At 68.8% G+C, this 26,533-nt stretch carries 29 protein-coding genes, 1 tRNA gene and 1 pseudogene; 24 read left to right on the forward strand and 7 right to left on the reverse strand.

All coding sequences use genetic code 11. The annotated features are described in order from the left end of the window. The 14 genes and pseudogenes from ACESK8_RS15505 to ACESK8_RS15570 all read left to right on the forward strand — a co-directional run. Positions 1–196, forward strand: a pseudogene (locus tag ACESK8_RS15505) (elongation factor 4); the annotation flags it as partial. A 70-nt stretch (positions 197–266) separates the two neighbouring features. Further along, positions 267–920: a DUF1990 family protein gene (locus ACESK8_RS15510; protein ID WP_372969430.1), complete on the forward strand. Its 654-nt coding sequence runs from the start codon at positions 267–269 to the stop codon at positions 918–920. A gap of 16 nt (positions 921–936) precedes the next feature. Then, positions 937–2,154, forward strand: coding sequence for a radical SAM family heme chaperone HemW (gene hemW / locus ACESK8_RS15515; protein WP_372969431.1), 1,218 nt, complete (start codon positions 937–939; stop codon positions 2,152–2,154). 93 nt (positions 2,155–2,247) lie between these two features. Further along, positions 2,248–3,279 carry a heat-inducible transcriptional repressor HrcA gene (gene hrcA, locus ACESK8_RS15520; protein ID WP_372969432.1) on the forward strand — a complete coding sequence of 344 codons (1,032 nt, stop codon included), beginning with the start codon at positions 2,248–2,250 and terminating at the stop codon, positions 3,277–3,279. A gap of 38 nt (positions 3,280–3,317) precedes the next feature. Continuing rightward, positions 3,318–4,433 carry a molecular chaperone DnaJ gene (gene dnaJ, locus ACESK8_RS15525; protein WP_060926144.1) on the forward strand — a complete coding sequence of 372 codons (1,116 nt, stop codon included), beginning with the start codon at positions 3,318–3,320 and terminating at the stop codon, positions 4,431–4,433. Between the two features lie 12 nt (positions 4,434–4,445). Then, positions 4,446–5,174 carry a 16S rRNA (uracil(1498)-N(3))-methyltransferase gene (locus tag ACESK8_RS15530; RefSeq protein WP_372969433.1) on the forward strand — a complete coding sequence of 243 codons (729 nt, stop codon included), beginning with the start codon at positions 4,446–4,448 and terminating at the stop codon, positions 5,172–5,174. A 44-nt stretch (positions 5,175–5,218) separates the two neighbouring features. Next, on the forward strand, positions 5,219–5,566 hold the full coding sequence (locus tag ACESK8_RS15535) for an HIT domain-containing protein (protein ID WP_372969434.1): 348 nt from the start codon (positions 5,219–5,221) through the stop codon (positions 5,564–5,566). 64 nt (positions 5,567–5,630) lie between these two features. Continuing rightward, entirely contained in the window at positions 5,631–6,656 is a 1,026-nt protein-coding gene (locus tag ACESK8_RS15540) for a PhoH family protein (RefSeq protein WP_372969460.1), read from the forward strand. Between the two features lie 16 nt (positions 6,657–6,672). Continuing rightward, on the forward strand, positions 6,673–7,131 hold the full coding sequence (ybeY, locus tag ACESK8_RS15545) for an rRNA maturation RNase YbeY (RefSeq protein ID WP_060926140.1): 459 nt from the start codon (positions 6,673–6,675) through the stop codon (positions 7,129–7,131). Further along, positions 7,128–8,423, forward strand: a complete 1,296-nt coding sequence (locus tag ACESK8_RS15550; RefSeq protein WP_372969435.1) for a hemolysin family protein — start codon at positions 7,128–7,130, stop codon at positions 8,421–8,423. The genes ybeY and ACESK8_RS15550 overlap by 4 nt, the downstream gene beginning before the upstream one ends. After that, a complete protein-coding gene (gene era / locus ACESK8_RS15555) occupies positions 8,416–9,312 on the forward strand; it encodes a GTPase Era (protein WP_372969436.1) in 897 nt (298 codons plus the stop codon). Before ACESK8_RS15550 ends, era begins: the two co-directional genes overlap by 8 nt. Positions 9,313–9,363: 51 nt before the next feature. Next, positions 9,364–9,891: an RNA polymerase sigma factor gene (locus tag ACESK8_RS15560; protein ID WP_372969437.1), complete on the forward strand. Its 528-nt coding sequence runs from the start codon at positions 9,364–9,366 to the stop codon at positions 9,889–9,891. Beyond that, positions 9,884–10,864 carry a hypothetical protein gene (locus ACESK8_RS15565; RefSeq protein WP_372969438.1) on the forward strand — a complete coding sequence of 327 codons (981 nt, stop codon included), beginning with the start codon at positions 9,884–9,886 and terminating at the stop codon, positions 10,862–10,864. Before ACESK8_RS15560 ends, ACESK8_RS15565 begins: the two co-directional genes overlap by 8 nt. Before the next feature lie 18 nt (positions 10,865–10,882). Beyond that, entirely contained in the window at positions 10,883–11,830 is a 948-nt protein-coding gene (locus ACESK8_RS15570) for an NADP-dependent oxidoreductase (RefSeq protein WP_372969439.1), read from the forward strand. Here the strand turns inward: ACESK8_RS15570 and ACESK8_RS15575 are convergent. Continuing rightward, a complete protein-coding gene (locus ACESK8_RS15575; RefSeq protein ID WP_372969440.1) occupies positions 11,827–12,465 on the reverse strand; it encodes a hypothetical protein in 639 nt (212 codons plus the stop codon). The two genes, ACESK8_RS15570 and ACESK8_RS15575, sit on opposite strands and share 4 nt — an antisense overlap. Before the next feature lie 196 nt (positions 12,466–12,661). On the opposite strand from ACESK8_RS15575, the gene leuA reads away from it, so the two are divergent. After that, entirely contained in the window at positions 12,662–14,416 is a 1,755-nt protein-coding gene (gene leuA, locus ACESK8_RS15580; protein WP_372969441.1) for a 2-isopropylmalate synthase, read from the forward strand. Positions 14,417–14,472: 56 nt separating this feature from the next. Here the strand turns inward: leuA and ACESK8_RS15585 are convergent, their stop codons facing one another. After that, a complete protein-coding gene (locus ACESK8_RS15585) occupies positions 14,473–14,850 on the reverse strand; it encodes a VOC family protein (protein WP_372969442.1) in 378 nt (125 codons plus the stop codon). A 67-nt stretch (positions 14,851–14,917) separates the two neighbouring features. Here ACESK8_RS15585 and ACESK8_RS15590 point away from each other — a divergent pair, with 67 nt between their 5' ends. Further along, complete coding sequence (locus ACESK8_RS15590; RefSeq protein WP_372969443.1) at positions 14,918–15,661, forward strand: TetR/AcrR family transcriptional regulator; 744 nt, start codon at positions 14,918–14,920, stop codon at positions 15,659–15,661. A gap of 7 nt (positions 15,662–15,668) precedes the next feature. Here the strand turns inward: ACESK8_RS15590 and ACESK8_RS15595 are convergent, their stop codons facing one another. Next, positions 15,669–16,355 (reverse strand): trimeric intracellular cation channel family protein, encoded by a 687-nt coding sequence (locus ACESK8_RS15595; RefSeq protein WP_060926132.1) that lies wholly within the window; start codon positions 16,353–16,355, stop codon positions 15,669–15,671. A 34-nt stretch (positions 16,356–16,389) separates the two neighbouring features. On the opposite strand from ACESK8_RS15595, the gene recO reads away from it, so the two are divergent. Both recO and ACESK8_RS15605 read left to right on the forward strand, forming a co-directional pair. After that, entirely contained in the window at positions 16,390–17,136 is a 747-nt protein-coding gene (gene recO / locus ACESK8_RS15600) for a DNA repair protein RecO (protein WP_372969444.1), read from the forward strand. After that, positions 17,133–17,936, forward strand: coding sequence for an isoprenyl transferase (locus ACESK8_RS15605; RefSeq protein ID WP_372969445.1), 804 nt, complete (start codon positions 17,133–17,135; stop codon positions 17,934–17,936). The genes recO and ACESK8_RS15605 overlap by 4 nt, the downstream gene beginning before the upstream one ends. On the opposite strand, the gene ACESK8_RS15610 is transcribed toward ACESK8_RS15605, so the two are convergent. Beyond that, positions 17,876–18,487 carry an AAA family ATPase gene (locus ACESK8_RS15610; protein ID WP_372969446.1) on the reverse strand — a complete coding sequence of 204 codons (612 nt, stop codon included), beginning with the start codon at positions 18,485–18,487 and terminating at the stop codon, positions 17,876–17,878. The two genes, ACESK8_RS15605 and ACESK8_RS15610, sit on opposite strands and share 61 nt — an antisense overlap. Positions 18,488–18,540: 53 nt before the next feature. On the opposite strand from ACESK8_RS15610, the gene ACESK8_RS15615 reads away from it, so the two are divergent. Next, entirely contained in the window at positions 18,541–19,239 is a 699-nt protein-coding gene (locus ACESK8_RS15615; protein WP_372969447.1) for a DsbA family protein, read from the forward strand. Here the strand turns inward: ACESK8_RS15615 and ACESK8_RS15620 are convergent. Next, positions 19,236–19,730 carry a glutathione peroxidase gene (locus ACESK8_RS15620; RefSeq protein WP_372969448.1) on the reverse strand — a complete coding sequence of 165 codons (495 nt, stop codon included), beginning with the start codon at positions 19,728–19,730 and terminating at the stop codon, positions 19,236–19,238. The genes ACESK8_RS15615 and ACESK8_RS15620 overlap by 4 nt on opposite strands. A gap of 59 nt (positions 19,731–19,789) precedes the next feature. On the opposite strand from ACESK8_RS15620, the gene dusB reads away from it, so the two are divergent. From dusB to ACESK8_RS15645, 5 genes are all read left to right on the forward strand, one after another. Then, positions 19,790–20,944, forward strand: coding sequence for a tRNA dihydrouridine synthase DusB (gene dusB / locus ACESK8_RS15625; protein ID WP_372969449.1), 1,155 nt, complete (start codon positions 19,790–19,792; stop codon positions 20,942–20,944). Beyond that, positions 20,934–22,328 (forward strand): deoxyguanosinetriphosphate triphosphohydrolase, encoded by a 1,395-nt coding sequence (locus tag ACESK8_RS15630; RefSeq protein ID WP_372969450.1) that lies wholly within the window; start codon positions 20,934–20,936, stop codon positions 22,326–22,328. The genes dusB and ACESK8_RS15630 overlap by 11 nt, the downstream gene beginning before the upstream one ends. Further along, positions 22,328–24,196: a DNA primase gene (dnaG, locus tag ACESK8_RS15635; protein WP_372969451.1), complete on the forward strand. Its 1,869-nt coding sequence runs from the start codon at positions 22,328–22,330 to the stop codon at positions 24,194–24,196. The genes ACESK8_RS15630 and dnaG overlap by 1 nt, the downstream gene beginning before the upstream one ends. A gap of 36 nt (positions 24,197–24,232) precedes the next feature. Further along, positions 24,233–25,006 (forward strand): ATP-binding cassette domain-containing protein, encoded by a 774-nt coding sequence (locus ACESK8_RS15640; protein WP_372969452.1) that lies wholly within the window; start codon positions 24,233–24,235, stop codon positions 25,004–25,006. 97 nt (positions 25,007–25,103) lie between these two features. After that, positions 25,104–25,179, forward strand: a tRNA-Asn gene (locus ACESK8_RS15645). A gap of 112 nt (positions 25,180–25,291) precedes the next feature. Here the strand turns inward: ACESK8_RS15645 and ACESK8_RS15650 are convergent. Both ACESK8_RS15650 and def read right to left on the reverse strand, forming a co-directional pair. Further along, positions 25,292–25,807, reverse strand: coding sequence for a hypothetical protein (locus ACESK8_RS15650; protein WP_372969453.1), 516 nt, complete (start codon positions 25,805–25,807; stop codon positions 25,292–25,294). A 114-nt stretch (positions 25,808–25,921) separates the two neighbouring features. Further along, complete coding sequence (gene def, locus ACESK8_RS15655) at positions 25,922–26,488, reverse strand: peptide deformylase (protein WP_372969454.1); 567 nt, start codon at positions 26,486–26,488, stop codon at positions 25,922–25,924. Positions 26,489–26,533: the final 45 nt, after the last annotated feature.

Genomic DNA, 26,533 nt, shown 5'->3' on the forward strand with positions numbered 1-26,533 from the left:
CCGCGAGACGATCAGGGCGCTGCGCAAGGACGTGCTCGCCAAATGCTACGGCGGTGACATCAGCCGCAAGCGCAAGCTCCTCGAGAAGCAGAAAGAGGGCAAGAAGCGCATGAAGATGGTCGGTCGCGTCGAGGTGCCGCAGGAGGCGTTCATCGCCGCCCTCTCCGGTGACGTCGAGGGCAAGGACAAGAAGTAGGACCCCGCGAGTCGGGGCTGCCCGGCGCGTGGGGGTGATCGTCCAGGTGACGGGAAGTAGGCTGGTTCTCATGCGGCGCGGGACTTTCCGAGACGACACGGTGGACTATGCGGCCGTGGGTGCTACCCACGCCCCCGATCTGATGCAGTACCCGCCGGAGCGCAGCATCCCGGCGGAGAATTCCTGGCGCATCGGCAGCGGCGCGGAGAGATTCCAGACCGCCGGCGAGGCACTCCTGACCTGGACCGCCCAGCGGGCCGCTGGTCTCAGCATCGACGACGTGCGGCCGGCTCCCGGTCCCGCATATGCCGGCGTCAGCTTCAATGCCGAGGGCACGCCGATCGCTCCGAGCAAGAACGACGTCGAGCAGCGCTTCGATGCCGAGGGCACCCCGTTCGCCGGCCCCGGCATGACGCTGCGGCTGCACGGCAGGGTGAGCGGCATGCGAGCGGATGCCGAACTCCGTGTGATCTCCGTGACGGAGGAGAAGCGCCGGATCGGATTCGTCCTGGGTACCGTCGGCGGATCCGTGGTGCGCGGCGAGGAGTCCTTCGACATCGACTGGCGTGAGGACAACGACGAGGTGTGGTTCTCCGTCCGTGCCTTCGACGCCCCCAACTCGCTGCTCTATCGCCTCGTGCCCGCTCTCGTGAAGCGACGTCGGCGCGAGCTGTTCGCCCGCTACCTGAGGGCGATCTCCCCGCTCTACGCGACCCCCGTCTGATGGCCGTACACCTCTGATGGCCGGCCCTCTCCCTCTCGGAGATCCGGCACCGGCGGACGGCAGTCTCCCGTCCGACCTCTCGGTCGATCCCGCAGTGCCGTTCTCGGCCTACCTCCACGTCCCGTTCTGCCGGGTCCGCTGCGGCTACTGCGACTTCAACACCTACACGTCGGGTGAGCTGCGCGGAGCGAAGCAGGAGGACTACGCCTCAACGCTGATCACGGAGATCGACCTCGCTGCACGCGTGCTCGCGGACGCCGGTCGCCTGCGTCCGATGGACACGGTCTTCTTCGGCGGAGGCACACCCACTCTGTTGCCGGCGGGCGACCTCGCACGGATGCTGGATGCCGCCACCGATGCGTTCGGCCTGGCTGACGGTGCCGAGGTGACGGTCGAGGCGAACCCCGACACGGTGACGCCCGAGGTGGTGCGCACGCTCGCCGACGCCGGCGTCACGCGCCTCTCCGTCGGGATGCAGTCGGCGGTGCCCCATGTGCTGGCAGCGCTCGACCGCACCCACCGCCCTGAGAACGTGACGACCGCCGTCGCAGCAGCCAAGGACGCCGGGCTCGCGGTCAGCGTCGACCTCATCTACGGAGCACCCGGTGAGACGCTCGCCGATTGGGAGTCGTCGCTCGACGCGGCGCTGGCGCTCGAGTCCGATCACATCTCGGCGTATGCGCTGATCATCGAGGACGGCACGAAGCTGGCGAGGCAGATCCGGCGTGGCGAGGTGCCCATGCCGGACGATGACCTGCAGGCCGACATGTACGAGCTCGCGGACGCCCGTCTCGGGGCAGCCGGGTTCGAGTGGTACGAGATCAGCAACTGGGCCCGTTCCGAGGGGGAGCGCTCCCGACACAATCTCGCTTACTGGCGCGGGCACGACTGGTGGGGATTCGGACCGGGCGCGCACAGCCACGTCGCGGGCCTGCGCTGGTGGAACGTCAAGCACCCGGCCGCCTACGCCCAACGCCTGGCAGCAGGGGAGTCGCCGGCCGCAGGCACCGAGCGGCCGGACCAGAAGTCTGCGACGCTCGAGCGCATCCTGCTCCTGAGCCGGATCAGGGAGGGCATCGCGGTGGCGGATCTCGCGCCCGCGAAGCGCACGAGGGTCGCCGGTCTCATCGCGGACGGGCTCGTCGACCCCGCCGCGGCCGTGCGCGGACGCCTGCAGCTCACACTGCGCGGGCGCCTTCTCGCCGACGCGGTCGTGCGCGAACTCACCGACTGAGCCGCCTGCCATGGCCGCGGATCACCGATGCGGGCGCATCGGCGGGTAGAATTGGCACTCGAAGCCAGTGAGTGCCAAGGGGAGGGAGTTGCGATGGTCAGTGAAAGAGGCCTCCAGGTTCTTCGCGCGATCGTGCAGGACTACGTCGAGACGCACGAACCCGTCGGCAGCCGGTCCATCGTCGACCGCTACTCCTTCGGGGTGTCGGCCGCGACGATCCGCAACGACATGGCGCTGCTCGAAGACGAAGAGCTCATCACCGCGCCGCACACGTCATCCGGACGCGTCCCCACCGACAAGGGGTACCGCGTCTTCGTCGACCACCTCGCCCAGCTGCGCCCGCTCTCGGTCGCGCAGCGCACGGCGATCGAGTCGTTCCTCACTGCGCCGTCGGACCTGGACGACCTGATGGTCCGCACGGTCCGCGTGCTCACGCAGCTGACGGGCCAGGTCGCTCTCGCGCAGTACCCGTCCTTCGCGCGTGCGCACCTCACCCATCTCGAGCTCGTCGCGCTCGCCCCCAACCGCCTGCTCATCGTGCTCGTCACGGACGCCGGCGGCGTGTCGCAGCGCATCGCGCCGCTCCCGGTCGACGTCGACGAGGCAGACATGGGTCTGCTGCGGGCGCGGCTGTCGGCGCTCATCACCGGTCGCGCGGTCAGCGACGCTGCCGAGCGGCTGCAGGCGCTCCTCGCCGGCGACACGCACGCTCAGGACGTGGTCCTGCGCGCGCTGGCGACCATCGTCGTCGATGAACTCGGCGCCTTCCGCCAGGAGCGCCTCGTGATGGCGGGGGCTGCGACGCTCGCACGTCGCGAGCAGGACTTCCGCGGCAGCATCCATCCGCTCCTGGAGGCCATCGAGGAGCAGGTCACCCTGCTCCGTCTGATGAGTGAGATGGAAGCGGACTCGCACGGTCTCGCCGCGAGCATCGGCACCGAGAACGCCTCGTTCGGGCTCGGCGAGGCATCGATCGTCGCCAGCAACTACGCCGCACCCAGCGGCACGGCGCGTGTCGGCGTCATGGGGCCGACGCGCATGGACTACCCGAGCAATCTCGCGGCTGCGCGGGCTGTGGCCCGCTACCTCTCGCGGATGCTCGACGAAGACGAGGCGTCCCGCTGACGCGGTCGCCCAGAGACAGCACACGCAGAAGGGCCATTGTGGCAGATCACTACGAGGTACTCGGCGTCTCCCGCGACGCCTCCACCGACGAGATCAAGAAGGCGTATCGTCGCCTCGCACGTCAGCTCCACCCGGATGTGAACCCGGGAGAGGATGCGGCCGAGCAGTTCAAGCTCGTCACCCACGCCTACGACGTCCTCAGCGACGACGACTCCCGTCGTCGCTACGACATGGGCGGTGGAGACGGCGCGGCCGGCAACTTCCAGGGCTTCGGCGGCTTCGGCGACATCTTCGAGACCTTCTTCGGCGCCGGTCAGGGCGGCGGGCGCGGCGCGCGTCCCCGGTCGCGGCGGGAGCGCGGTCAGGATGCCCTGGTGCGGGTCACCCTCGACCTCGGCGACGTGGTCTTCGGTGCGCACCGCGACATCGAGGTCGACACCGCCGTCCTCTGCGAGACCTGCAACGGCTCGTGCTGTCAGGAGGGCACCTCGCCCGTCACCTGCGACATCTGCGGCGGCACGGGACACGTCCAGCGCCAGGTGCGCAGTCTGCTCGGCAACGTCGTCACCTCCCAGCCCTGCGGCACCTGCGAGGGATACGGCACGACGATCCCGTACCCGTGCGGCACCTGCGGAGGCCAGGGTCGTGTGCGGTCCCGTCGCACCGTCTCGCTCGACATCCCCGCCGGCGTCGAGACCGGTCTGCGTCTGCAGCTCCCCGGCTCCGGCGAGGTCGGCAAGGCCGGCGGTCCTAACGGTGACCTGTACGTCGAGGTGACCGTGAACCCGCATCCGTCCTTCAGCCGCGACGGCGACGACCTGCTCGCGACGCTCGAGGTCTCGATGCCCGATGCGATCCTCGGTACCGAGACGACGATCCAGGGGCTCGACGGCGAGGTCGACCTCGAGATCCGCTCCGGAGTGCAGTCGGGCGATGTCCTGACCATCAAGGGCCGCGGCATCACGCCGCTGCGGGGCACCCAGCGCGGAGACCTCCGGGTCGGCGTGCAGGTCGTGACCCCGACCAAGCTCGATTCCGCGCAGCGCGCGCTCATCGAGGACTTCGCCAAGAAGACCAAGGCTCCGGGGCCGCAGCTGGCGCAGTTCCAGCAGGGGCTGTTCTCGAAGCTGCGCGACCGCTTCCGCTCGCACTGATCGGGCAGCGACATGGCACTGCACTTCCTCGTCGAGACATCGTCGGATGCCGCGGTCGGCGACCTCGTCTCCCTCACCGGCGCCGAGGCGAAGCACGCTGCGGTGGTTCGCCGTCTTCGGGTCGGCGAGACCGTGACGGTCGGCGACGGCGTGGGTGTGTGGCTCGTCGGCGTCGCTGAGGAGGTGTCGCCGTCTCGGGTCGACGTCCGCGTGTCCGAGCGGTCGACGCAGGAGGCCCCGAGTCCCCGGATCGTCCTCGTGCAGGCTCTGGCCAAGGGCGATCGTGACGAGCTCGCGGTGCAGGCCGCCTGTGAGCTCGGAGTGGACGAGATCGTGCCGTGGCAGGCGAGTCGCAGCATCTCCCGCTGGGACGGCCCGAAGGCGGTCAAGGGACGTGAGCGCTGGGCGACGATCGTCCGCGAAGCGGCCAAGCAGGCCCATCGGCGGTGGGTCCCGGAGGTCGCGGTGTCCGCGTCGACATCCGATCTCGCCGCTCGCGCCTCGACTCAGCGGGTCCTGCTGCTCGATCCCGGTGCGCCCGCCCGGCTCTCGGAGCTCGAACCGGACGGCCGCGACGTCGTGCTGGTCGTCGGTCCGGAGGGCGGCATCTCGGACGACGAGATCGCGAAGCTGGTCGCCGCCGGCGCGGAGCGCGTGCTGCTCGGTGACACGGTGCTGCGCACCTCCACGGCAGGTCCGGCGGCGATCGCCGTGCTCTCCGTCGCGCTCGGCCGGTGGTGAGACGGCGAAGGTCCGCGCCGCGTGGCGGTCAGTAGACTGGGAGCATGTCCGAGCCCTCGATCTTCACGCGCATCCTGAACGGCGACATCCCAGGTGAGATCCTGCTGGACACCGGCCGGGTCTTCGCGATCCGCGACATCGACCCGCAGGCGCCGTTGCACGCGCTGGTGATCCCGAAGACAGCGGACTACCGCGACGTCACCGAGCTCGCCGCCGGCGACCCCGGTCTGCTGGCCGAGATGGTCGCCGCCGCGAAGCAGCTCGCCTCCGAGCATGCGAACGGCGAATACCGCCTCATCTTCAACAACGGCGCGAGCGCCGCCCAATCCGTCTTCCACGTGCACGCCCATGTGCTCGGCAACATCGAGGAGAACAAGCTCGTTGGCTTCTGACGAAAACGACCCCGTGACCGCATCCGACACCGCCGTCGAGAAGATCTATGCCGACGGTGTCGCCATGGTGCAGCTGCTCGGCCCGCAGGACCGCCTGCTCCGGATGCTCGAGAAGGAGCACCGGGACGTGCAGGTGCTCGTGCGCGGCAACGAGATCACGCTCTCGGGCGCACCCGACGCCGTCGCGAAGGCGAAGTCGCTCGTGGACGAGCTGATGACGATGACGAAGGCCGGACACGACCTCGCCCCAAGCGATGTCGCGAGCTCCGCCCGCATGCTCCGCACCGACGGCGGCCCGCGGCCGAGCGAGGTGCTCGGCGAGGCGATCCTCTCGACCAGGGGCAAGGTGATCCGTCCGAAGACCCTCGGTCAGAAGGAGTACGTCGACGCGATCGAGGAGAACACGATCGTCTTCGGGATCGGCCCCGCGGGAACCGGCAAGACCTACCTCGCGATGGCGAAAGCCGTCCAGGCGCTGCAGCGCAAGGAGGTCACGCGGATCATCCTGACGCGTCCGGCCGTCGAGGCGGGGGAGCGACTGGGCTTCCTGCCCGGCACCCTCACGGACAAGATCGACCCGTACCTGCGGCCGCTCTACGACGCGTTGAACGAGATGATGGACCCGGAGATCGTCCCGCGCCTGATGGCGACGGGGACCATCGAGGTCGCGCCTCTCGCCTACATGCGCGGACGCACGCTCAACGACTCGTTCGTGGTGCTCGACGAGGCGCAGAACACCACGCCGGAGCAGATGAAGATGTTCCTGACGCGTCTCGGCTTCGGCTCGAAGATGGTCGTCACGGGCGACATCACCCAGGTGGATCTTCCCCAGGGATCGTCCGGGCTGCGCCTCGTGACCCGGGTGCTCGACGGCATCGACGACATCCACTTCGCCCGACTGACGAGCGAAGACGTCGTGCGCCACTCGCTCGTCGGACAGATCGTCGACGCATACAGCCAGTACGACGAGCGCCGCACGGCGCAGCGCTACGAGCGCGAGCAGGCGGCCGAGTTCGCCAATCGCGCAGAGCGCCGAGGCGCACAGCGACCAGGACCCCGGGACCGGATGCCGAAACGCGGCCTCTCCTGATGAAACGAGCACAGTCATGATCGAGATCAACAACGAGTCGGCCATCGACGTCGACGAGCCCGTGCTGCAGCGGCTGACCGACTTCAACCTCGCCCAGATGCACGTCAGCCCCGATGCCGAGGTCGCGATCGTCCTCGTCGACGAGGCTGCGATGGAGGCGCTGCACGTGCAGTGGATGGACGAGCCGGGACCGACGGACGTGCTCAGCTTCCCGATGGACGAGCTGCGCCCCGGCACGGAGGACCGCCCGACCGCACCCGGTCTGCTCGGCGACATCGTGCTCTGCCCGCAGGTCGCCGAGGCGCAGGCGCAGGCCGCCGGTCACACGCTGATGGACGAGCTGATCCTCCTCACCACCCACGGACTGCTGCACCTGCTCGGGTTCGATCACGCCGAGCCCGACGAGGAGCGCGAGATGTTCGGGCTGCAGAAGGAGCTCATCCAGGGCTTCGCCGCGGCTGAACGTCGACGATGACCGCGGCCTTCCTGCTCGCGGGCGCCGTCCTGCTCGTCGCCTTCGGCGGACTCATGGCCGCGATCGATGCGGCCTTCGGCGTCACGTCGCGCTCCGACATCGCGGAGATGGGCACGGAGGGACGCAACGCCGCGCAGCTGACCCGCATCGCCGCCGACACCGACGCCCACGTCAACGCGGTCGCGTTCATCCGAGTGCTGACCGAGACCGCCGCTGCGGTGCTCGTCACGGTCGCCTTCAGCATCCTGTTCGACAACATCTGGTGGGCGATGCTCGCCGCCGCCCTGCTCATGACCGGGATCAGCTTCGTGCTCGTCGGAGCGAGCCCTCGGTCGTTCGGACGCCACCACGCCGAGGGGATGCTCCGGGTCAACGCGCCGGTCGTCCGCGGCCTGCGCATCATCCTCGGCCCCCTCGCGCAGGGGCTCGTGGTGCTCGGGAATCGCGTCACCCCCGGGCGTGGTCGCAGCTCGTTCACCTCAGAGGAGCAGCTGCTGAGCATGGTCGACGAGGCCGCGTCGAACGACCTCATCGAGGCCGACGACCGCGATCTCATCCATTCGGTCTTCGACTTCACGGATCAGTTCGTGCGTGCCGTGATGGTGCCCCGCACCGAGATGGTCACGGTCGACGCCACCGCGACGACCAGCGAGGCGATGGCGCTGTTCCTCCAGCGCGGCGTCTCGCGCATGCCGGTCGTGGACGACGACGCCGACGATGTCGTCGGCGTCCTGTATCTCAAGGATCTGGTGCTCTTCGCGTTCCGTGACGAGAACGCCTGGCGGGCCGCATCCATCCGCCCGATCTCCCGACCCGCCACGTTCGTCCCTGAGTCGATGCGCGCCGAGACGCTGCTGCAGCAGATGAAGCGCGACGCCGTGCACGTGTGCCTGGTGATCGACGAGCATGGCGGCATCTCGGGTCTCGTGACCCTCGAGGACCTCATCGAGGAGCTCGTCGGGGAGATCTCCGACGAGTACGATCAGGTGTCGGCTGAAGTCGTCGAACTCGGCGACGGACGCTACCGGGTCAGCGCCCGCCTCTCCCTCGAGGACGTCGGCGACCTGTTCGGCCTCGAGCTCGAGGATGAGGACGTCGACTCGATCGGCGGTCTGCTCGGCAAGGCGCTGGGGCAGGTCCCGCAACCGGGATCCACCGCGACGGTGGAGGGGCTCACGCTCACCGGCGGAGCATCCAGGGGACGAGGACGCGGAATCGCGACCGTGTTCGTGGAACGGTCGGCACACGACGCGGGACACTCCGCAGATGAGAGAGATGCACACGATGACTGAGCAGACGCGAAGCGGGTTCGTCACGTTCGTGGGGCGCCCCAACGTCGGCAAGTCCACCCTCACGAACGCCCTGGTCGGCGAGAAGATCGCGATCACGAGTGAGAAGCCGCAGACCACCCGGCGGGCGATCCGAGGGATCGTGAACCGTCCGGAGGGGCAGCTCGTGATCGTCGACACGCCGGGCATCCACAAGCCGCGCACGCTGCTCGGCGAGCGGCTGAACGATCTGGTCGAGCAGGTGCTCGGAGACGTCGATGTGATCGGCTTCTGCGTGCCCGCGACCGAGAAGGTCGGTCCGGGCGACCGGCGGATCGCCGCGTCCCTCGACGGGTACCGACGCGCGAAGAAGATCGCGATCGTGACGAAGACGGATGCTGCCGGCCGCGACGACATCACCGAGCGCCTGATGGAGGTCGACGCGCTCCGGGAGGACTGGGCCGCCGTGATCCCGCTGTCCGCGCTGACCCGTGACCAGCTCGACGTGCTCGCGGACGAGGTGCTCTCCCTGATGCCCGAAGGCCCGGCGCTGTACGGCGAAGGCGTCACGACCGACGAGTCCGAGGAGGACCGCATCGCCGAGATGATCCGCGAGGCGGCGCTCGACGGCGTCCGTGACGAGCTCCCGCACTCGATCGCTGTCGTGATCGACGACATCGCACCGCGAGAAGGCACCGACCTCACCGATGTCCACGCGTCGATCGTGGTCGAGCGCGACAGCCAGAAGGCCATCATCATCGGACACAAGGGCAAGCGACTCGCCGATGTCGGGCGCCGTGCGCGGGTGGGCATCGAGGCGCTGCTCGGCACGAGGGTCTTCCTCGGCCTGCACGTCAAGGTGGCGAAGGAATGGCAGCGCGACCCGAAGCAGCTCGGTCGCCTCGGGTTCTGAGATGGGGCACCGAGACGCGTCGCGGATCGGGTCCTCCCACGGTCGGCAGGGATGAGCGCCCGCGGACGCGACCGCGAGACCCAGAGGGATGAGGCCTTCACCGCGCTCTTCGACGCGAACTGGGCAGCGGTCAGGCATCACGTCGAGGGGGTCGTCGAGGATGATGCGGAGGTGACGGAGATCGTCGCCGAGATCTTCCTCCGTGCCTGGTCGCGTCTGGTTCCGAGCAGGCCGATGACCCGTGTCTGGCTGCTCCGGACGGCTGATCGCATCCTCGCCTCCCGGTCCGGGCGGATGACGATGCGGTGGAGAGCGCTGGACGCCCTGCACGAGGGAGTCGCGGGGGAGCACTCGACCAGCGACCTCACGATGCGCGCGCGTGTGGTGCGCGCTCTCGGTGCCCTCAACAGGGTCGAGCGGCGTATCATCATGCTCACGTACTGGGATGGGCTCGCGGTGGGGGAGATCGCGGAGGTGCTGCGCAGCCCGCGTGTTCGAGTGCGGAAGGTGCTGTCAGGTGCGCGACGGAAGCTGCGCAGGGAACTCGGACTGCAGGGGACGGAGGGTGAGGATGAGTGACAACGGACTGCTCGATCGCCTGCTCTCCCAGGCGGATCCGGCGCGAACGCCTCAGGATGCGAAGCCGGATGCGGCCGCGTTGCAGGTCCGCGAGCGCATCATCCGCAGCGCGCCGCGACGTCATCCCCGACGGCGGGCGTTCGTGGGGTGGGCCTCCGGGCTCGCGGTCGCCGCGGCTGCCGTGGTCGTCGCCGTCGCCGTCCTGGTCCCGCAGAGCATGGCGGTCGCCGGCTCCCCTGCTCCTCTCGACTTCTCGGCCGCGGAGAGCACGACCGAGACGCTACGCGCCGCGCAGACGGCTCTGGCCGAGCCGGGTGGGCCCGCAGAACCGGAGCGTCTCGTGCGATCGGCGACCTGGGGACTCGACATCAACGGGGGCACCGGTGAGACCGAGGTCGTGCCCCAGCTGAACACCTTACGGTGGGAGCCGGATCTCTCCGGGCGGATGGTCTCGATCAGCGGCGTGCCGTACGACCCCACGGACGCGTCGGCCAACGTCGGCGCGGAGATCAGCAGCTCCGGGGAGGTGAGCGTCGACCTGGCGATGGAGCCGGGGCAGTTCTCCACTCCGGTTCCCGATGTCTTCGGCGACTCGCTCGCAGACGTCGAGGGGGCGCTGACGGCATTCGGGATGCCCGACGAGCCGACAGGGTCGGAGGTCGTCCTGGCGACGACGGCGGTGCTCGAGCAGTGGACTCTCACGAACGCGCAGGAATCCCGGATCATCGACCTCCTCGCGGCGGCCGACGGTGTGGAGGCATTGGGCAGCACGACGGATCGCCTGGGCCGTCCGGTCGCCGGGCTGCGTGTCGTCTCGGGCGACGGCGCGGCCAGCGACGTCGTGCTCCTCTCGCTCGAGACCGGTCGGATCGTCGGCGTGGAGCGGACCAACATCGTCGAGGACGAGCTGATCGCCGCAGGCGCGATTCTCTCGTACACGATGTGGGACGTGGACGAGCGCCTCGTGGAATGAGGCGGGTAGGGTCTCGATATGAGACTCGCCATGCAGTGGCTCGCGACCACCTGGGGCAGCCCCGACACCTGGGAGCTCGTCGAGTACGGCGTCCGCCCGCCGGTCGCCGGCGAAGTGACCGTCAGGGTGCGCGCGGCCGGAGTGAATCCGGCGGATGCGAAGCACGTCGCCGCTGCGAGGCCCGGCGTCGATCTGCCGGTGGCGATCGGGTACGAGATCTCGGGCGAGGTCACGGCCGTCGGACCTGACACCCGCATCGGCTCGGGAGCGGTGGCGGTGGGCGACGAGGTGGTCGCGTTCCGCGTGTCCGGCGGCTATGCCACCGAGCTGACGATACCCGCCGAGAAGGCCTTCACGAAACCGACGACGCTCACACATCCCGAGGCCGCGAACCTCCTGCTCGCCGGAACGACCGCGGCCGAGATGCTCTGGGTCACCGGGGCGGCGCCCGGCGAGACGATCCTCCTCCACGGCGCGTCCGGAGCGGTCGGGGTCAGCGTGCTGCAGCAGGCGGCTCTGCGCGGCATCCGGGTCATCGGGACCGCGTCTGCCGCGAGGTTCGACGTCGTCCGTCGCTACGGCGGCATCCCGGTCGAGTACGGACCCGGTCTCGCCGATCGGGCGAGGCACGCCGCCGGCACCCCCATCGCGGCCTCACTCGATGCGGTGGGAACGGATGAGGCGGTCGATGTGTCGCTCGAGCTCACCGCCGATCGGAAGAGGATCGTGACGATCGCCGCGATGGGACGTGCGGCGGCGGCTGGCATCCTCGCGATCGCCGGCTCCATGCGGACCAGTGCCCGGTTCCGCGACGAGATCAGAGGCGAGCTGGTCGCTCTGGCACAGAACGGCGACCTGGAGGTCCCCGTCGCCCGCACCTTCCCCCTGGAGGAGGCGCCGGCCGCCCTCGCCCTGCTCGCAGAGGGCCATCCCGGGGGCAAGCTCGCGCTGATCCCGACCGCCTAGTCGATCTCGCGCAGCGCCGAGGTCACGATCACGACCCCGTCGCCGTGCTCCTCGTCGACCGCGTCCTGCAGGGAGCCGTCGTCCCAGGCGACCTGCACCCAGACGTAGCCGCGCTCAGTCCAGACGGTGAGCGCGTCCTGAACCAGCGCGGCGGAGACCTCGTCCTGCACGGAGGTGAGATCGGCCTCGGACGTCGCGCCGTCGACACCGTCGGTGGGATCTTCCGGACGGATGGGGTCGTAGAGGGCGAGCATGATCGGCGGGTCGGTGACGGTGAGGGTGGTGCCGTCGTAAGTGGCGTACACGGCGTAGGTGCCCCAGGTCGTGTCTCCGCTGGTCTCGCTGCCGTCGACGCCGTCCCAGCTCCAGCCCTCGAGGGGGATCCCCGTGCACTGCGGCGGGTACGACTCCGCGACGGCGCCGAGGCACAGCTGCGCGTCGCCGGCCGCGTCGAGCACCGTGCCGGTGCCGATGACGCGTCCCTCCGGTGGGCGTACGTCGCTCGCGTGCCACTCGGGGGACCCTGTGCTGGTGGGCGCAGGGGAGGACGCGGGGCCGGTGGAGCACGCGGAGAGCGCGACCACCCCCAGGACGGATGCGGCGGCGAGAAGCATGCGGCTGTGCGATGTGCTCATGTGGGGAAGTGTCGCAGACGCGACGATCGTCTCATCCGTCGCTGAGGTCATCCGATGATCCTGCTACCATGGCCGCATGCCTTTCGGCGGTCTGCTTCTTCTTAGCTGCCGCGACGAGTCCTAAAGCCAGGGCCTTCCTCGTCGCGGCGCTTGTGATGGCCCGTCCATATTTCTGACGAAGAGAAGAAGCCCCATCATGCAGAACACTCAGCGCCCGTCCGCGATGCCGATCCACAAGTACCGGCCGTACCACGAGCAGATCACCGTCGACCTGCCCGACCGCACCTGGCCGGATGCCCGGATCACCGAAGCGCCCCGTTGGTGTGCGGTCGATCTCCGCGACGGCAACCAGGCGCTCATCGACCCGATGTCCCCGGAGCGCAAGCGCGTGATGTTCGAGCTCCTCGTGAGCATGGGGTACAAGGAGATCGAGGTCGGCTTCCCATCGGCGAGCCAGACCGACTTCGACTTCGTGCGTCAGCTGATCGAGGAGAACCTGATCCCCGACGACGTCACCATCCAGGTGCTGACCCAGGCGCGCGAGCATCTGATCGCCCGCACCTACGAGTCGATCGCCGGGGCGAAGCAGGCCATCGTCCACCTGTACAACTCCACCAGCGTGCTGCAGCGCGAGGTCGTCTTCCGCACCGACAAGCAGGGCATCATCGACATCGCGCTCGAGGGCGCGCGTCTGTGCCGCCGGTACGAGAAGACGATCCCCGACACGAAGGTCTACTACGAGTACTCGCCCGAGAGCTACACCGGCACGGAGCTCGAGTTCGCCGTCGACGTGTGCAACCAGGTGATCGAGATCTTCGAGCCCACCCCCGACCGCAAGGTCATCATCAACCTGCCGGCGACCGTCGAGATGGCCTCGCCCAACGTGTACGCCGACTCGATCGAATGGATGAGCCGTCATCTCGCGCACCGCGAGAACGTCATCCTGTCGCTGCACCCGCACAACGACCGTGGCACCGCGATCGCGGCGGCCGAGCTCGGCTACATGGCCGGCGCCGACCGCATCGAGGGCTGCCTGTTCGGCAACGGCGAGCGCACCGGCAACGTCGACATCGTCGCACTCGGCATCAACCTGTTCACCCAGGGCATCGACCCGCAGATCGACTTCAGCGACATCGATCAGGTCAAGCGCACGGTCGAATACTGCAACCAGCTGCCTGTCCCCGAGCGCTCCCCGTGGGCGGGTGACCTGGTCTTCACCGCGTTCAGCGGATCGCATCAGGATGCGATCAAGAAGGGCTTCGAGGCGATGGCGGCCAGGGCCGAGGCCGAAGGTGTCACCGTCGACGAGATCGAATGGGCGGTGCCGTACCTGCCCGTGGACCCGAAGGACCTCGGTCGCTCGTACGAGGCCGTCATCCGGGTGAACTCGCAGTCCGGCAAGGGCGGTGTCGCGTACCTGCTGAAGGCGGATCACGCGATCGATCTGCCCCGCAAGCTGCAGATCGAGTTCTCCGGCGTGGTGCAGGCGAAGACCGATGCAGAGGGCGGCGAGGTGACGAGCGAGCAGATCTGGTCGATCTTCAACGACGAGTACCTGCCGGCCGCCGACGAGTCCGCCAAGTGGGGACGCTTCGAGCTGCTCGCCACCCAGACCCGCAGCGACATGTCCGGCGATGTGGTTCTCGACGTCGTGCTGCGCGACGACGACCAGCAGGTCGCCGTCGCCGGGAACGGCAACGGACCGGTCGCGGCGTTCGTCGAGGTGCTCCGCGGTCAGGGCTTCGACATCACCGTCTACGACTATGTCGAGCACGCTCTCAGCGCCGGTGGCGACGCGCAGGCTGCGGCCTACGTCGAACTCCAGGTGGGGGACCAGCGCCTGTGGGGCGTCGGCATCGACGGCGACATCTCGACGGCATCGCTCAAGGCGATCGTCTCGGGCGTGAACCGGTCGATCCGCACGCGCGAGCAGGAGCTGGCCGCGGTCTGAGTCGCTGTACCGAACGCCCCTCGGCCGGTCGTCGAGGGGCGTTCGGCATCTTCAGATCAGACCCACTGGACGAGCTGCCAGACGATGCCGTTGGGATCGGCGAACTGGCAGTACCGCTCGCCCCACGGCTCGGTCGCGGGTTCCGTCACGACGCGCGCGCCGCTCAGGGAGATGCGCCGGTACTCGGCGTCGAGGTCGTCGACGACGAAGACCACGAGCAGGCCCTGACCCGCAGATCCCGCGATCTCGGCGGGGCGGAAGGTGCCGAGGCCCGTGGCGAGGAAGATGATGTGGGTCGAGGCGGTCGGATGCTCGAGTGAGACGAACCCGTCAGCGGCCATCGCCTCGCGGAAGCCGAACTGGCTCTTCGCGAACTCGGCGGAGGCGTGGACGTCGGCCACGTTGAGCGAGATGGCGGTCTGGATGATGTTCATGCGGCTCCTTCGACTAAACTATGTACAGCGTACAAGGTAACGCGATCGCACGAGAGGATATTCCGAGATGGCTCGAGATCTGCTCGACCTCCTGTGGAGGGACGACCCTCGTGCGCCCGCGGTGGGACGCCGGGGGCCGCGCTCGCGCCACTCCACGGGCGAGGTGGTGGAGCAGGCGATCGCTCTCGCGGACGAGCGGGGGCTGGCCGCCGTGACGATCCGATCCCTCGCCGACTCCCTCGGGATGACGACGATGTCGGTGTACACGCATGTCAACAGCCGTGACGATCTGCTCGTGCTGATGGTCGACCTGGTCAACGCCCGCATGCCCGAGCCCGTCGATCCTGCCCACGGCTGGCGCGCCGCGGTCGTGGACCTCGCCGAGAGCAACCTCTCGCTGCTGCGGACGCACCCGTGGGTGCTCGACGTCGACGACCCGCGGACGGCGATCGGGCCCGGCACGATCGCCAAGTACGATCGCGAGCTGCACGTGTTCGACGGAGCCGGTCTGGATGACGTCCGCCGTGACGCCGCCCTGACCTTCGTGCTCGGTTTCGCGAGGCAGGCGGCCGCGCGCCTGGTCGAGCACCGGCGGAGCGCGGAGTTCGGTGCCGACTGGCAGCAGGTCGCCGGCGGGCTCGCGGGGTACCTGGGGGACGCGCACCCGCTCGCGCAGACGGTCGGGCGGGCGGCGGGAGAGGCATCCGGCTCGCCCTACGACGCGGATGCCGCCTGGGAGTTCGGCCTCGCCCGGGTCGTCGCGGGCCTCGCCGATGAGATCGAGAACGGCCAGGAGGGCCCTGCGGGATGAGGCGCGTTCAGGGCTTGATGATGGGGATCACACCCGTCTCGGCCGCCACCTTGCGGCGGTAGATCCGACGCTGCTCGGGGAGCGAGACGTCGAAGGTGACGGCGAGGATGCGGATGACGGTCGTCACCGCGATGCCGGCGACCGCCGCGATCGTGATCGGCATGCCCAGGGCCACGGCGATCACGATGAACGTGCATCCCGCTCCCGCAGCCACTGCGTACAGCGAGCCGACGTGCATGATCGCGGTCGGCAGTCCCATCAGCATGTCGCGGAGCACGCTGCCTCCGACGGCCGCGCACACGCCGATGAAGACGGCAGGCACCTCGGGGATGCCGAAGGCGAGCGCCTTGCTCGTGCCGAACGCGCCGAACATGCCGATGACGACGGCGTCGAGCACGACGATCGCGGTGTTGAGGCGGGTGAAGAGGCCAGCGAGCAGCATGCCGAGCAGCGCCGCGCCGCCTGCCGTGACCAGATACCACTGGTTCTGCAGTGTGGCCGGAGTCTGACCCAGCAGGATGTCGCGGATCAGACCACCGCCCATCCCGATCATGATGCCGATGATCGAGACCCCGAGCCAGTCGAGTCGGCGCTGCCCTTGGAATCCGGACGCGAACATCGCGCCCTGGACACCGCCCAGGCCGACGCCGAGCAGATCCGCCCAGAGCGGAATGGTGAAGAGCGGTTCGGTCACGCCTCTATTCTCGCGCACGGAGGATAATCGAACGGTGCCCACCTACCGAGACGAAGCGGTGATCCTGCGCACCCACAAGCTGGGGGAGGCGGATCGCATCGTCACCATGCTGTCTCGGCGGCACGGCAAGATCCGCGCGGTCGCCAAGGGAGTACGGCGGACGTCGTCGAAGTTCGGCTCCCGTCTCGAGCCGTTCATGGTCGCCGACGTGCAGCTGTATCAGGGGCGCTCGCTCGACATCGTGCAGCAGGCCGAGTCGCTCGGCTCCTACGGATCCGACATCGCCGCGCACTACGACAGGTTCACCGCTGCCAACGCGATGGTGGAGACGGCCGACCGGCTGAGCGATTCCGAGGCCACTCCCGAGCAGTACCTGCTGCTGGTCGGCGGTCTGCGTGCCCTGTCGCGGGGCGAGCACTCACCCCGCAGCATCCTCGACTCCTATCTGCTGCGCGTGATGGCACTGTCGGGCTGGGCGCCCTCGCTCGGCGACTGCGCGCGCTGTGCCGCTTCGGGACCCCACGTGCACTTCGTCGGACAGCTCGGCGGGGCCGTCTGCACGAACTGCGCACCTGCGGGAAGCCCCCGAGTCGCCGAGAAGACCCTGTCGCTGCTGCGTTCGCTCATGTCCGGCGAGTGGGACGTGATCGACGCCGCGCCTCAGGCCGACACGGCGGCGGCGTCCGGCCTCGTGGCCGCCTACGCGCAGTGGCACCTGGAGCGCGGCATCCGCTCGCTCGCACACCTCGTGGCCGACATCCCTCGAGAAGGAGCACGGTGAGCCCCAAGCCCTACACGCACAAGGATGCCGTGGCCTACCGCCCGCTGGACTGGACCGGGGTCCATCCGCCGGCGTTCCCCGCGGTGCCCGAGCACGTCGCGATCGTCATGGACGGCAACGGCCGCTGGGCGAACCGCCGCGGTCTGAACCGCATCGAAGGGCACAAGGCGGGCGAGGAGGTGCTGCTCGACGTCGTGGCCGGGGCGATCCAGGCCGGCGTGAAGCACCTGTCGGTCTACGCGTTCTCGACCGAGAACTGGGCGCGGTCTCCCGAGGAGGTCCGCTTCCTCATGGGATACAACCGCGACGTGCTGCACCGCCGACGTGACCAGCTCAACGAGTGGGGCGTTCGGGTCCGATGGGCCGGTCGCAAGCCGCGGCTGTGGGGGAGCGTCATCAAGGAGCTGCAGTACGCCGAGCAGCTCACCCGCGGCAACGACGTGCTCACCCTGACCATGTGCGTGAACTACGGCGGCCGCATCGAGCTCGTCGACGCGATGCGCGCGATCGCCACCGATGTCGCAGCGGGTCGGGTCAAGCCCAACGCGATCTCGGAGAAGATGATCCGTCGCAACCTCTACGTGCCGGACATGCCCGACGTCGACCTGTTCCTGCGCAGTTCGGGGGAGCAGCGCACCTCGAACTTCCTGCTGTGGCAGGCGGCATACGCGGAGATGGTGTTCCTCGACACACTGTGGCCCGACTTCTCCCGCGAGGAGCTGTGGCGGGCGATTGGCGTCTACCTGTCGCGCGATCGCCGTTTCGGCGGAGCTGTCGACACCCCGGACGCCTCCGCCTGAGCCCGCAGCCACCTCTCCGTCTCCCGGGGGTGGCGCAGGCGCACGATCACGAGATGCGGGTGCTCGCTCGCGACCCCGGGCATCCGCTCCGACCACTTGTGCAGCGTCATGGTCTGCCACGCGAGGATGTTCTCCTCCGGAATGCCGGAGAACATCCTCCAGATCGGCTTCTCCACGTTGCCGTTGTAGATGCGGGTGCGCAGGATGCTGCGACCGAGCGTGCGCCGCAGCAGTCGCGAGCGGACCACCCGGTACGGGTAGTCGAGCCAGATCGCGAGCTGCGCGCGCGGAGCGAGGATCTCGTCGGTGCCCTTGCTGGTGTACTGCCATTCGGTGACCCAACGGTCCTCAGCGGCGAAGGCACGCACATCGTCGAGGAACGCGGGACGAGGGATCCAGTTCTCGCCGTGGAACAGCGCGTCGATCTCGACGTGCCTGAGACCCCAGAGTCCGGCCACTCGCCGTGCGAGTGTGGTCTTTCCCGATCCGGTCACCCCGGCGATGAGGACGCGCTCGGGACGGAACGGCAGCGGATCGGTGGCGGAGCGCATCCGAGAATCCTACTCACGGAATAGCTCATAGCCGCATGCGGTTGGATGGGAGTGTGACTGAAGCCATCTCGATCGACATCTGGTCCGACATCGCCTGCCCGTGGTGCTACATCGGCAAGCGCAACCTCGAGAAGGGGCTCGAAGCGGTCTCCGCCGATGAGGACGCCCCGCAGGTGAACATCACCTTCCACTCGTTCGAGCTCTCGCCCGACACGCCCGTCGACTTCGACGGCGACGAGATCGACTTCCTCTCCGGACACAAGGGCATGCCGCGCGACCAGGTCGAGCAGATGCTCACGCACGTGACCGGTGTCGCCGAGAACGCCGGACTCGAGTACCGGTTCGACCTCCTGCAGCACACGAACACGGTCAAGGCTCACGAACTCCTGCACTTCGCGAAGCAGCAGGGCGTGCAGCACGAGATGGAGGAGCGGCTGATGTCCGCCTACTTCGCCGAGGGCAAGCACGTCGGCCGCATCGACGACCTGGTCGAGCTGGCCGCCGAGGTCGGGCTCAACCCGGACGACACCCGTGACGCGCTGGTCTCCTCCCGCCACCTGGCCGATGTGCGCCAGGACCAGGCGCAGGCGCAGGCCTACGGCATCCAGGGCGTCCCGTTCTTCGTGATCGACGGGCAGTACGGCATCAGCGGAGCCCAGCCGCCCACGGCATTCGAGAACGTGCTCCGCGACCTCTGGTCGAAGCGCGGCGAGACCGGCGCCGAGGCGGCGCCGGAGGAAGCAACCGCCTAGCGGGTCAGCGCGGCTTCGATGGCCCCGACGATCTCGGGGTCGTTCGGCTTCTGCTTCGGGCGGAACCGGACGACCTCGCCGTCCGGCAGCACGAGGAACTTCTCGAAGTTCCACTCCACCTTGCCGGCCTTGCCGGCGGCATCCGGGGTCTCCCGCAGCGTCTTGTAGAGGTCGGTCGCGTTGCGGCCGTTGACCTTGACCTTGTCGTTGATGGGGAAGGTGACGCCGTAGGTCGTGGAGCAGAACTCGAGGATCTGATCGACGGAACCGGGCTCCTGACCGAAGAACTGGTTGCACGGGAAGCCCACGACACTGAAGCCGCGATCACCGTACAGACGCTGCAGCTCCTCGAGCTGCTCGTACTGCGGGGTCAGTCCGCACTTCGACGCGACGTTGACGACGAGCACCACATCGGCGCCCAGATCGTCGAGAGTCTTCTCGTTGCCGTCGGCGTCGGTGAAGGGGATGGAGCGGACGGAAGGATCGGTCATATGCACAGCTTAGGTCGATGCGCCGAGACCGGCTCCGTGTCTGGGAGAATGGAGGGGACATGACTCTCGCCACCGCCTCTGCCCGCCCTCTCACCATCGGCCCGATCGCTCTCGACGTGCCGGTCGTCCTCGCACCCATGGCGGGCATCACCAACACCGCGTTCCGCAGGCTCTGCCGCGAGTACGGTGCCGGGCTCTACGTGAGCGAGATGATCACCTCGCGGGCGCTGGTCGAGCGCAACGAGACGACGATGCGGCTCATCCGCCACCACGAGTCGGAGACGCCTCGGTCCATCCAGCTCTACGGCGTCGACCCGCACACGATCTCCGAAGCCGTCCGCATCATCGTCGCCGAGGACCACGCCGATCACATCGACCTGAACTTCGGCTGCCCGGTGCCCAAGGTCACCCGCAAGGGTGGGGGAGCGGCCCTCCCGTGGAAGAGCTCGCTGTTCTCGCAGATCGTCACGCAGGCCGTCAAGGCCGCAGGCGACGTGCCGCTCACCGTGAAGATGCGCAAGGGCATCGACCCCGACCACCTCACGTTCCTCGACGCGGGTCGTGCTGCCGAGGACGCCGGGGTCTCGGCTATCGCGCTGCACGCACGCACGGCGAGCGAGTTCTACTCGGGCTTCGCCGACTGGCACGCCATCGGCGAGCTCAAGCAGGCGGTCACGAGTGTGCCCGTGCTCGGCAACGGCGACATCTGGTCCGCCGACGACGCCGTCCGCATGATGCAGCAGACCGACTGCGACGGCGTCGTGGTCGGGCGAGGCTGCCTCGGCCGCCCCTGGCTGTTCGGCGAGCTCGCCGCGGCGTTCGGCGCGGAAGCGCACCCCGTCGATGCGACGCTCGGTTTCGTCGCGAACGCCTTCCGCCGTCATGCGGAGCTCCTGGTCGAGTTCTTCGAGGACGAGGACCGCGGATGCCGCGACGTCCGCAAGCACGTCGCCTGGTACTTCAAGGGCTACCCCGTCGGCGGCGACATCCGCACGGGCCTCGCCACGGCATCCAGCCTCGCGGAGATCGACGACCTGCTCGGTCAGCTGGACCACAGCGCTCCGTACCCCGGTGCGGATGCCGAGGGTCAGCGCGGTCGTTCCGGCCGCCCGAAGCGTCCGGCGCTGCCGGACAAGTGGCTGGAGTCGCGCGAGCTCGCGGCGTCGGCATCCGAGATGATGCGAGGGGCGGAGATCGAGAACAGTGGCGGTTGATCCCCAGGTGCACTCGGCGCGCGGGCGCTCGGACGGATACCACCCGCGCGACGCCGAACGATTCTTCGCCGAGACCCATCGATCCGAACGCGACGACTTCGCTCGGGATCGCGCGCGCGTCCTCCACTCCGCCGCGCTGCGACGACTGGCTGCCAAGACACAGGTGCTCAGCCCGGCGAGCACGGCCGACTTCGCGCGCAACCGACTGACGCACTCGCTCGAGGTCGCTCAGGTCGGACGCGAGCTCGCCACGGCACTCGGCGTCTCGGCCGACGTGGTCGACACCGCCTGCCTCAGCCACGACCTCGGCCACCCGCCGTTCGGGCACAACGGCGAGCGGGCGCTCAACGAGTGGGCGGAGCCCATCGGCGGCTTCGAGGGCAACGCGCAGTCGCTGCGCATCCTGACGCGTCTCGAAGCCAAGGCGATCGACGACGACGGACAGTCGGTCGGGCTCAACCTGACCAGGGCGAGCCTGGACGCGACCTGCAAGTACCCCTGGACCGTCGACAGCCCGGTGCCCGATCCGGGAGGCCGCCTGAAGTTCGGCGTCTACCCCGAGGACGAGGCCGTGTTCCGCTGGATGCGCGAGGGAGCACCGGGCCGGCTGCGGTGCATCGAGGCCGAGATCATGGACCTCTCCGACGACATCGGCTACTCCGTGCACGACTTCGAGGACGCGATCGTCAACGGTTACGTCGACGTCGCAGGACTCTCGGATCCCCGCGCGCACGACGCTCTCATCGACCGCATCCAGCAGTGGGTCGGCTACGACTTCACCCGTGACGAGCTGGCCGACGCGCTGTACCGACTCGCCTCGCAGCCGATGTGGCTGCAGTCGTTCGATCGCTCCCGGCATGATCTCGCACGGCTCAAGAACCTGACGAGCGACTTCATCGGTCGCTTCGCCCGTGCAGCCGTGTCGGCGACACGCGAGGCGTATGCGGGGTCCGCCCTCGTCCGCTACAACGCGCACGTCGTCGTGCCGCGCGTGATCGAAGCCGAGATCGCAGTGCTCAAGGGCATCATGGGCCAGGCCATCGTGACCATCGACGCGCGCAAGGGCGTGTACAAGGAGCAGCGCCGCGTCCTGAAGCGGCTCGCCGAGGCGCTCTGGTCCACGGATGCGCTGTGGTCGGCGGGCGCGGACGTGCTGGAGCCCGCGTTCTCGGCGGACTTCGTCGCGGCGACCACCGACGCCGAGCGCGCTCGCGTCATCGTCGACCAGATCGCCAGCCTGACCGACCAGAGCGCGATCGACTGGCACAACCGCCTCGTCGGTGAGATCGACCCGGCCGAGGTCGGGATCTGGACCCCTCGGCACGCGCGGCCGGGTGCTCGCCAGCACACGCCGCGGCAGGCGGTCGTCGAAGGAGCCGGCTGATGCCTCGCATCCGCCAGGCCGACGTCGACGAGGTCAAGGCCCGCACGAACATCGCCGACATCGTCGGAGAGCGCGTCGCGCTCAAGTCCGCAGGAGTCGGGTCGCTCAAGGGCCTGTGCCCCTTCCACGACGAGAAGAGTCCGAGCTTCCACGTCCGGCCGCAGGTCGGCTACTACCACTGCTTCGGATGCGGGGAGTCGGGCGACGTCTACTCGTTCCTGCGTGAGATGGACCACGTAAGCTTCACCGAGGCGGTCGAGCGGCTCGCCGGCCGGATCGGCTACTCGCTGCACTACGAAGACGGCGGCTCCGCTCCCGAGACGAGCGGCCGCAGCCGTCTGTATGCGGCGAACACGGCGGCCGCGGAGTTCTTCCGCGCACAGCTGCTGACGGCGGATGCCGAGGCCGGGCGGCGCTTCCTCGGCGAACGCGGCTTCGACGCCGGCGCGGCCGCGCACTTCGGGGTCGGCTTCGCTCCGCGCGGCTGGGACAAGATGCTCAAGGCGCTCACCGCGCAGGGCTTCACCCGCGACGAGCTGAGTGCCGCGGGTCTGGTCTCGACAGGTCAGCGCGGCGTCTACGACCGGTTCCGCGGGCGGCTGGTGTGGCCGATCCGCGACGTGTCCGGCCAGACGATCGGCTTCGGCGCGCGCAAGCTGTTCGACGACGACCAGGGGCCGAAGTACCTGAACACCCCCGAGACGCCGATCTACAAGAAGGCGCAGGTGCTCTACGGGCTCGACCTCGCCAAACGCGACATCTCGCGCGGCGACCCTCGTCGGGTCGTGGTGGTCGAGGGCTACACCGACGTGATGGCCTGCCACCTGGCGGGGCTCACGACCGCGATCGCCACCTGCGGCACCGCGTTCGGCACCGACCACATCAAGGTCCTGCGACGCGTCATGGGCGACGACAACGCCTCCGGTGAGGTCGTCTTCACGTTCGACGGCGATGAGGCCGGCCAGAAGGCGGCGTTGCGCGCGTTCACCGAGGATGACCGCTTCAATGCGCAGACCTTCGTGGCGGTCGCCCCTGACGGCCTCGACCCGTGCGACCTGCGGCTGCAGCGCGGCGATGCCGCGGTGCGTTCGCTCATGGAGACGAAGCAGCCGATGTTCGAGTTCGCCATCGACCGCCGACTCGGAGGCTTCGACCTGTCGACGGTCGAGGGACGTGTGGGAGCCCTGCGGGCGGCTGCGCCGATCGTGGCGGAGATCCGCGACAGACTGCTGCGCCCCGGCTACGAGCGGGTGCTCGCTCGGCGACTCGGCATGGATCCGACCGAGGTGCACGGCGAGGTCGAGCGCGCGGCCCGTCAGGGCGGGCAGCAGTCGCGCCAGGAGACGAGCAGGCACGGATCCGCCGCAGCCGACACCGCCGGCGGCGTACCGGGGGTCGCCCCCGTGACGCTGGCGACCCTCCCGCGCACGGGCGATATGGCCGTCGAGCGCGATGCGCTGATGGGCGCCCTGCAGTACGGGCATCAGATCGATCAGACGCTCCTGACCCGCGCGCTCAGCTCTCCCTTCCGCACTCCGGGTCTGGATGCCGTGCGCGAGGCCGTGGCATCCGCCTCCGATCGCACCAGGGCCGGGTGGGTCACGGATGCCGTGAACTCGGTGCGCGAGCCGTACCGCTCGCTCGCCGGCGAGCTGCTGATGACCCCCTTCCCGGCGCGCAACGAGGAGGGGGCGGTCGCCTCCACCACCGACCTCGCCCGCCGACTGATCCTGCGCAGCCTCGAGCACGAGAAGCAGGAGCTCCTCGGCGCGGTCCAGCGAGTGCCGGCCGACTCCGACGGTGGACGCGCACTGCGGATGCGTCTGCGCGACATCGACGTGGAGCGTCAGCGGTTCACCGAGTCGTAACGGCGGCAGCCGGATGCGGCAGGGCAGGATGGAGGAATGTTCTCCCGGCCCGAATCGACCAACGCGATCGACAGCTCCGACCTGGTCATCGACCGGATCGGTCACAGCGGTCCGACCCGCGCGATCGACGGGGTGAGCTTCACCCTCGCGCCCGGTGGACTGATCTGTGTCGCCGGCCCCACGGGCTCGGGCAAGTCCACGCTGGTCGCAGCCCTCGCGGGGTCCACCGACCCGTCGGTGCGCGTCGTCGGCGGCAGCGCACAGGTCTGCGGCGTCGACATCCGCCGCCCAGGACGCAAGCACCGCCTGCTGACCTATCGCACCGGATTCGTGCCCCAGGGAGCGGGCGCCGATCTGCCGCCCCAGCTCACCGTGAACGAGGTCATCGCAGAGCCCATCCTCATCCGCGAGAAGCGGGTCAACACGAAGGCCCTCTCGATCAGGGTCGCGACCCTTCTCGACGAGCTGCACCTGCCGCTGGGCACGGCCGCCAAGTTCCCGTACGAGCTGAGCGCGGGGATGCGGCAGCGGGTGGCGATCGCCCGGTCGTTCGTGCTCGAACCTCGCGTCCTCATCGCCGACGAGATCCTCGCGAACCTCGACCTCGAGGTCAGGCCGGTCGTCTTCGACGCCATCACCCGCCGCCGCAAGGAGCAGGGGATGGGGGCGTTGCTGGTGACCAACGACGCCGACTTCATCCGCGAGCTGAACGCCGAGACGCTCATGCTGCGGGGTGGCCATGTGGTGGCGCGAGGGGTCGGGAAGGACCTGCTCTGGGTGCCGAATGCTGAGGCGGATTCGCAGCACTGAGAGCGCATCCCGGCGACACGCCCGATGTGCGCCCCGTGTCACGAGCACGTGTCGGAGTTTGCTAGGATTGACGAGTTGCCCGCGCAGCGGAGCACATTCCTCGGTAGCTCAATTGGCAGAGCAGCCGGCTGTTAACCGGCAGGTTCTTGGTTCGAGTCCAAGCCGGGGAGCCAATACCCCCGGCCTTCTTCGGAAGGCCGGGGGTTTCCCTTTTCTTGAGCATTTCGGCTCGGATACGAAGAAGGCCCCGCCGGATGGCGGGGCCTTCTTCGCTGCAGACTCAGATCACTTGGCTGCGCCCTTGAGCGAGCCGGTGGTCTGGCCGGCCGGGTCGAAGATGATGCACTGGATGACGCGGTCGTTCAGACCCTCCCAGGTGTCCTTCGTGGGCGCGATCGTCGTGACGTTCAGCGCGGAAGCGTCGTAGGCCACTCCGACGAACGAGGTGTAGGCGTCGCCGATGCACTCCTGCGAGGCCGCGTCGACGTCCTCCTCGGAGAAGTCGCCGTCGTCCATCGTGATCTCGTAGTAGACCTCCTGGTCGTGCGCCTCGGCGCACGGCACCACGTCGATGTCCTCGAGCAGACCGGTCGCGCTCTCCATGATGCAGTCGCCGAGCTTGAGCGAGAAGATGTCGATGTTCGCGCTCTCCGTCACCTGGCCGGTGTCCTCGTCGCGGTCGGCGTCTCCCGAGCCACCGCCCAGAATCCCGTTCAGTGCGCTACAACCGGTCAATGCGACCGACAGCGCCACAGCAGAACCTGCCAGCGCCAGTGCGCGTCGCGTGCGCAGCTTCATCATGATCGTCCCCTCCCAGAGCCTCGTGTGCGGAATATCGATATCCCGCCTCGAGAACGCTATCCGTCGCGGAGTCTGTGACGCAACTCGGAGAAGCCTGTGATCGCGCTGGGAGCGTCAGCCCTCGAGGTCGTCGACCCCGGGCAGCCAGCTCGCACCGGGCTTGCCCCAGCCGCGCTTCTTCGCGATCTTCTGCACGGTCTTCCAGTCGCGGTCCGAGAGCCGGTCGATGTAGAGGATGCCGTCGAGGTGGTCGAACTCGTGCTGCATGATCCGCGCGCGCCAGCCGTCGACCGCGATCTCGACGGGCTGCCCCTCGAGATCGATCCCGGTCACGCGCACGCGCTCCGAGCGGCGCAGCGGGAACCGCTCGCCCGGGAAGGAGAGGCACCCCTCGGACTCGAGGTCGTCGTCGGGCTCGCCCGGCTCCAGTGGCACCATCCAGAGCTCGGGATTGATGATCACGCCTCGCCACGGCTGGTCGTCGTCGTCGACATATGCGTAGGTGTAGATGCGCAGCGGGACGCCGACCTGTGGTGCGGCGAGTCCTACCCCCGGCGCGGTGTCCATGGTCTCGAACATGTCGGAGACAAGGGTGCGGATGTCGTCGGAGATGTCCTCGACGAGGGAAGCGGGGGAGTGCAGGACGGGGTCGCCCATGATGCGAATAGGAAGAACAGCCACGCCATAACCCTACTCGGCGCGTATCGCCGGGTAGGGTCGTAGGGT

This window comes from Microbacterium sp. (assembly GCF_041641055.1).
GTDB lineage: Bacteria > Actinomycetota > Actinomycetes > Actinomycetales > Microbacteriaceae > Microbacterium.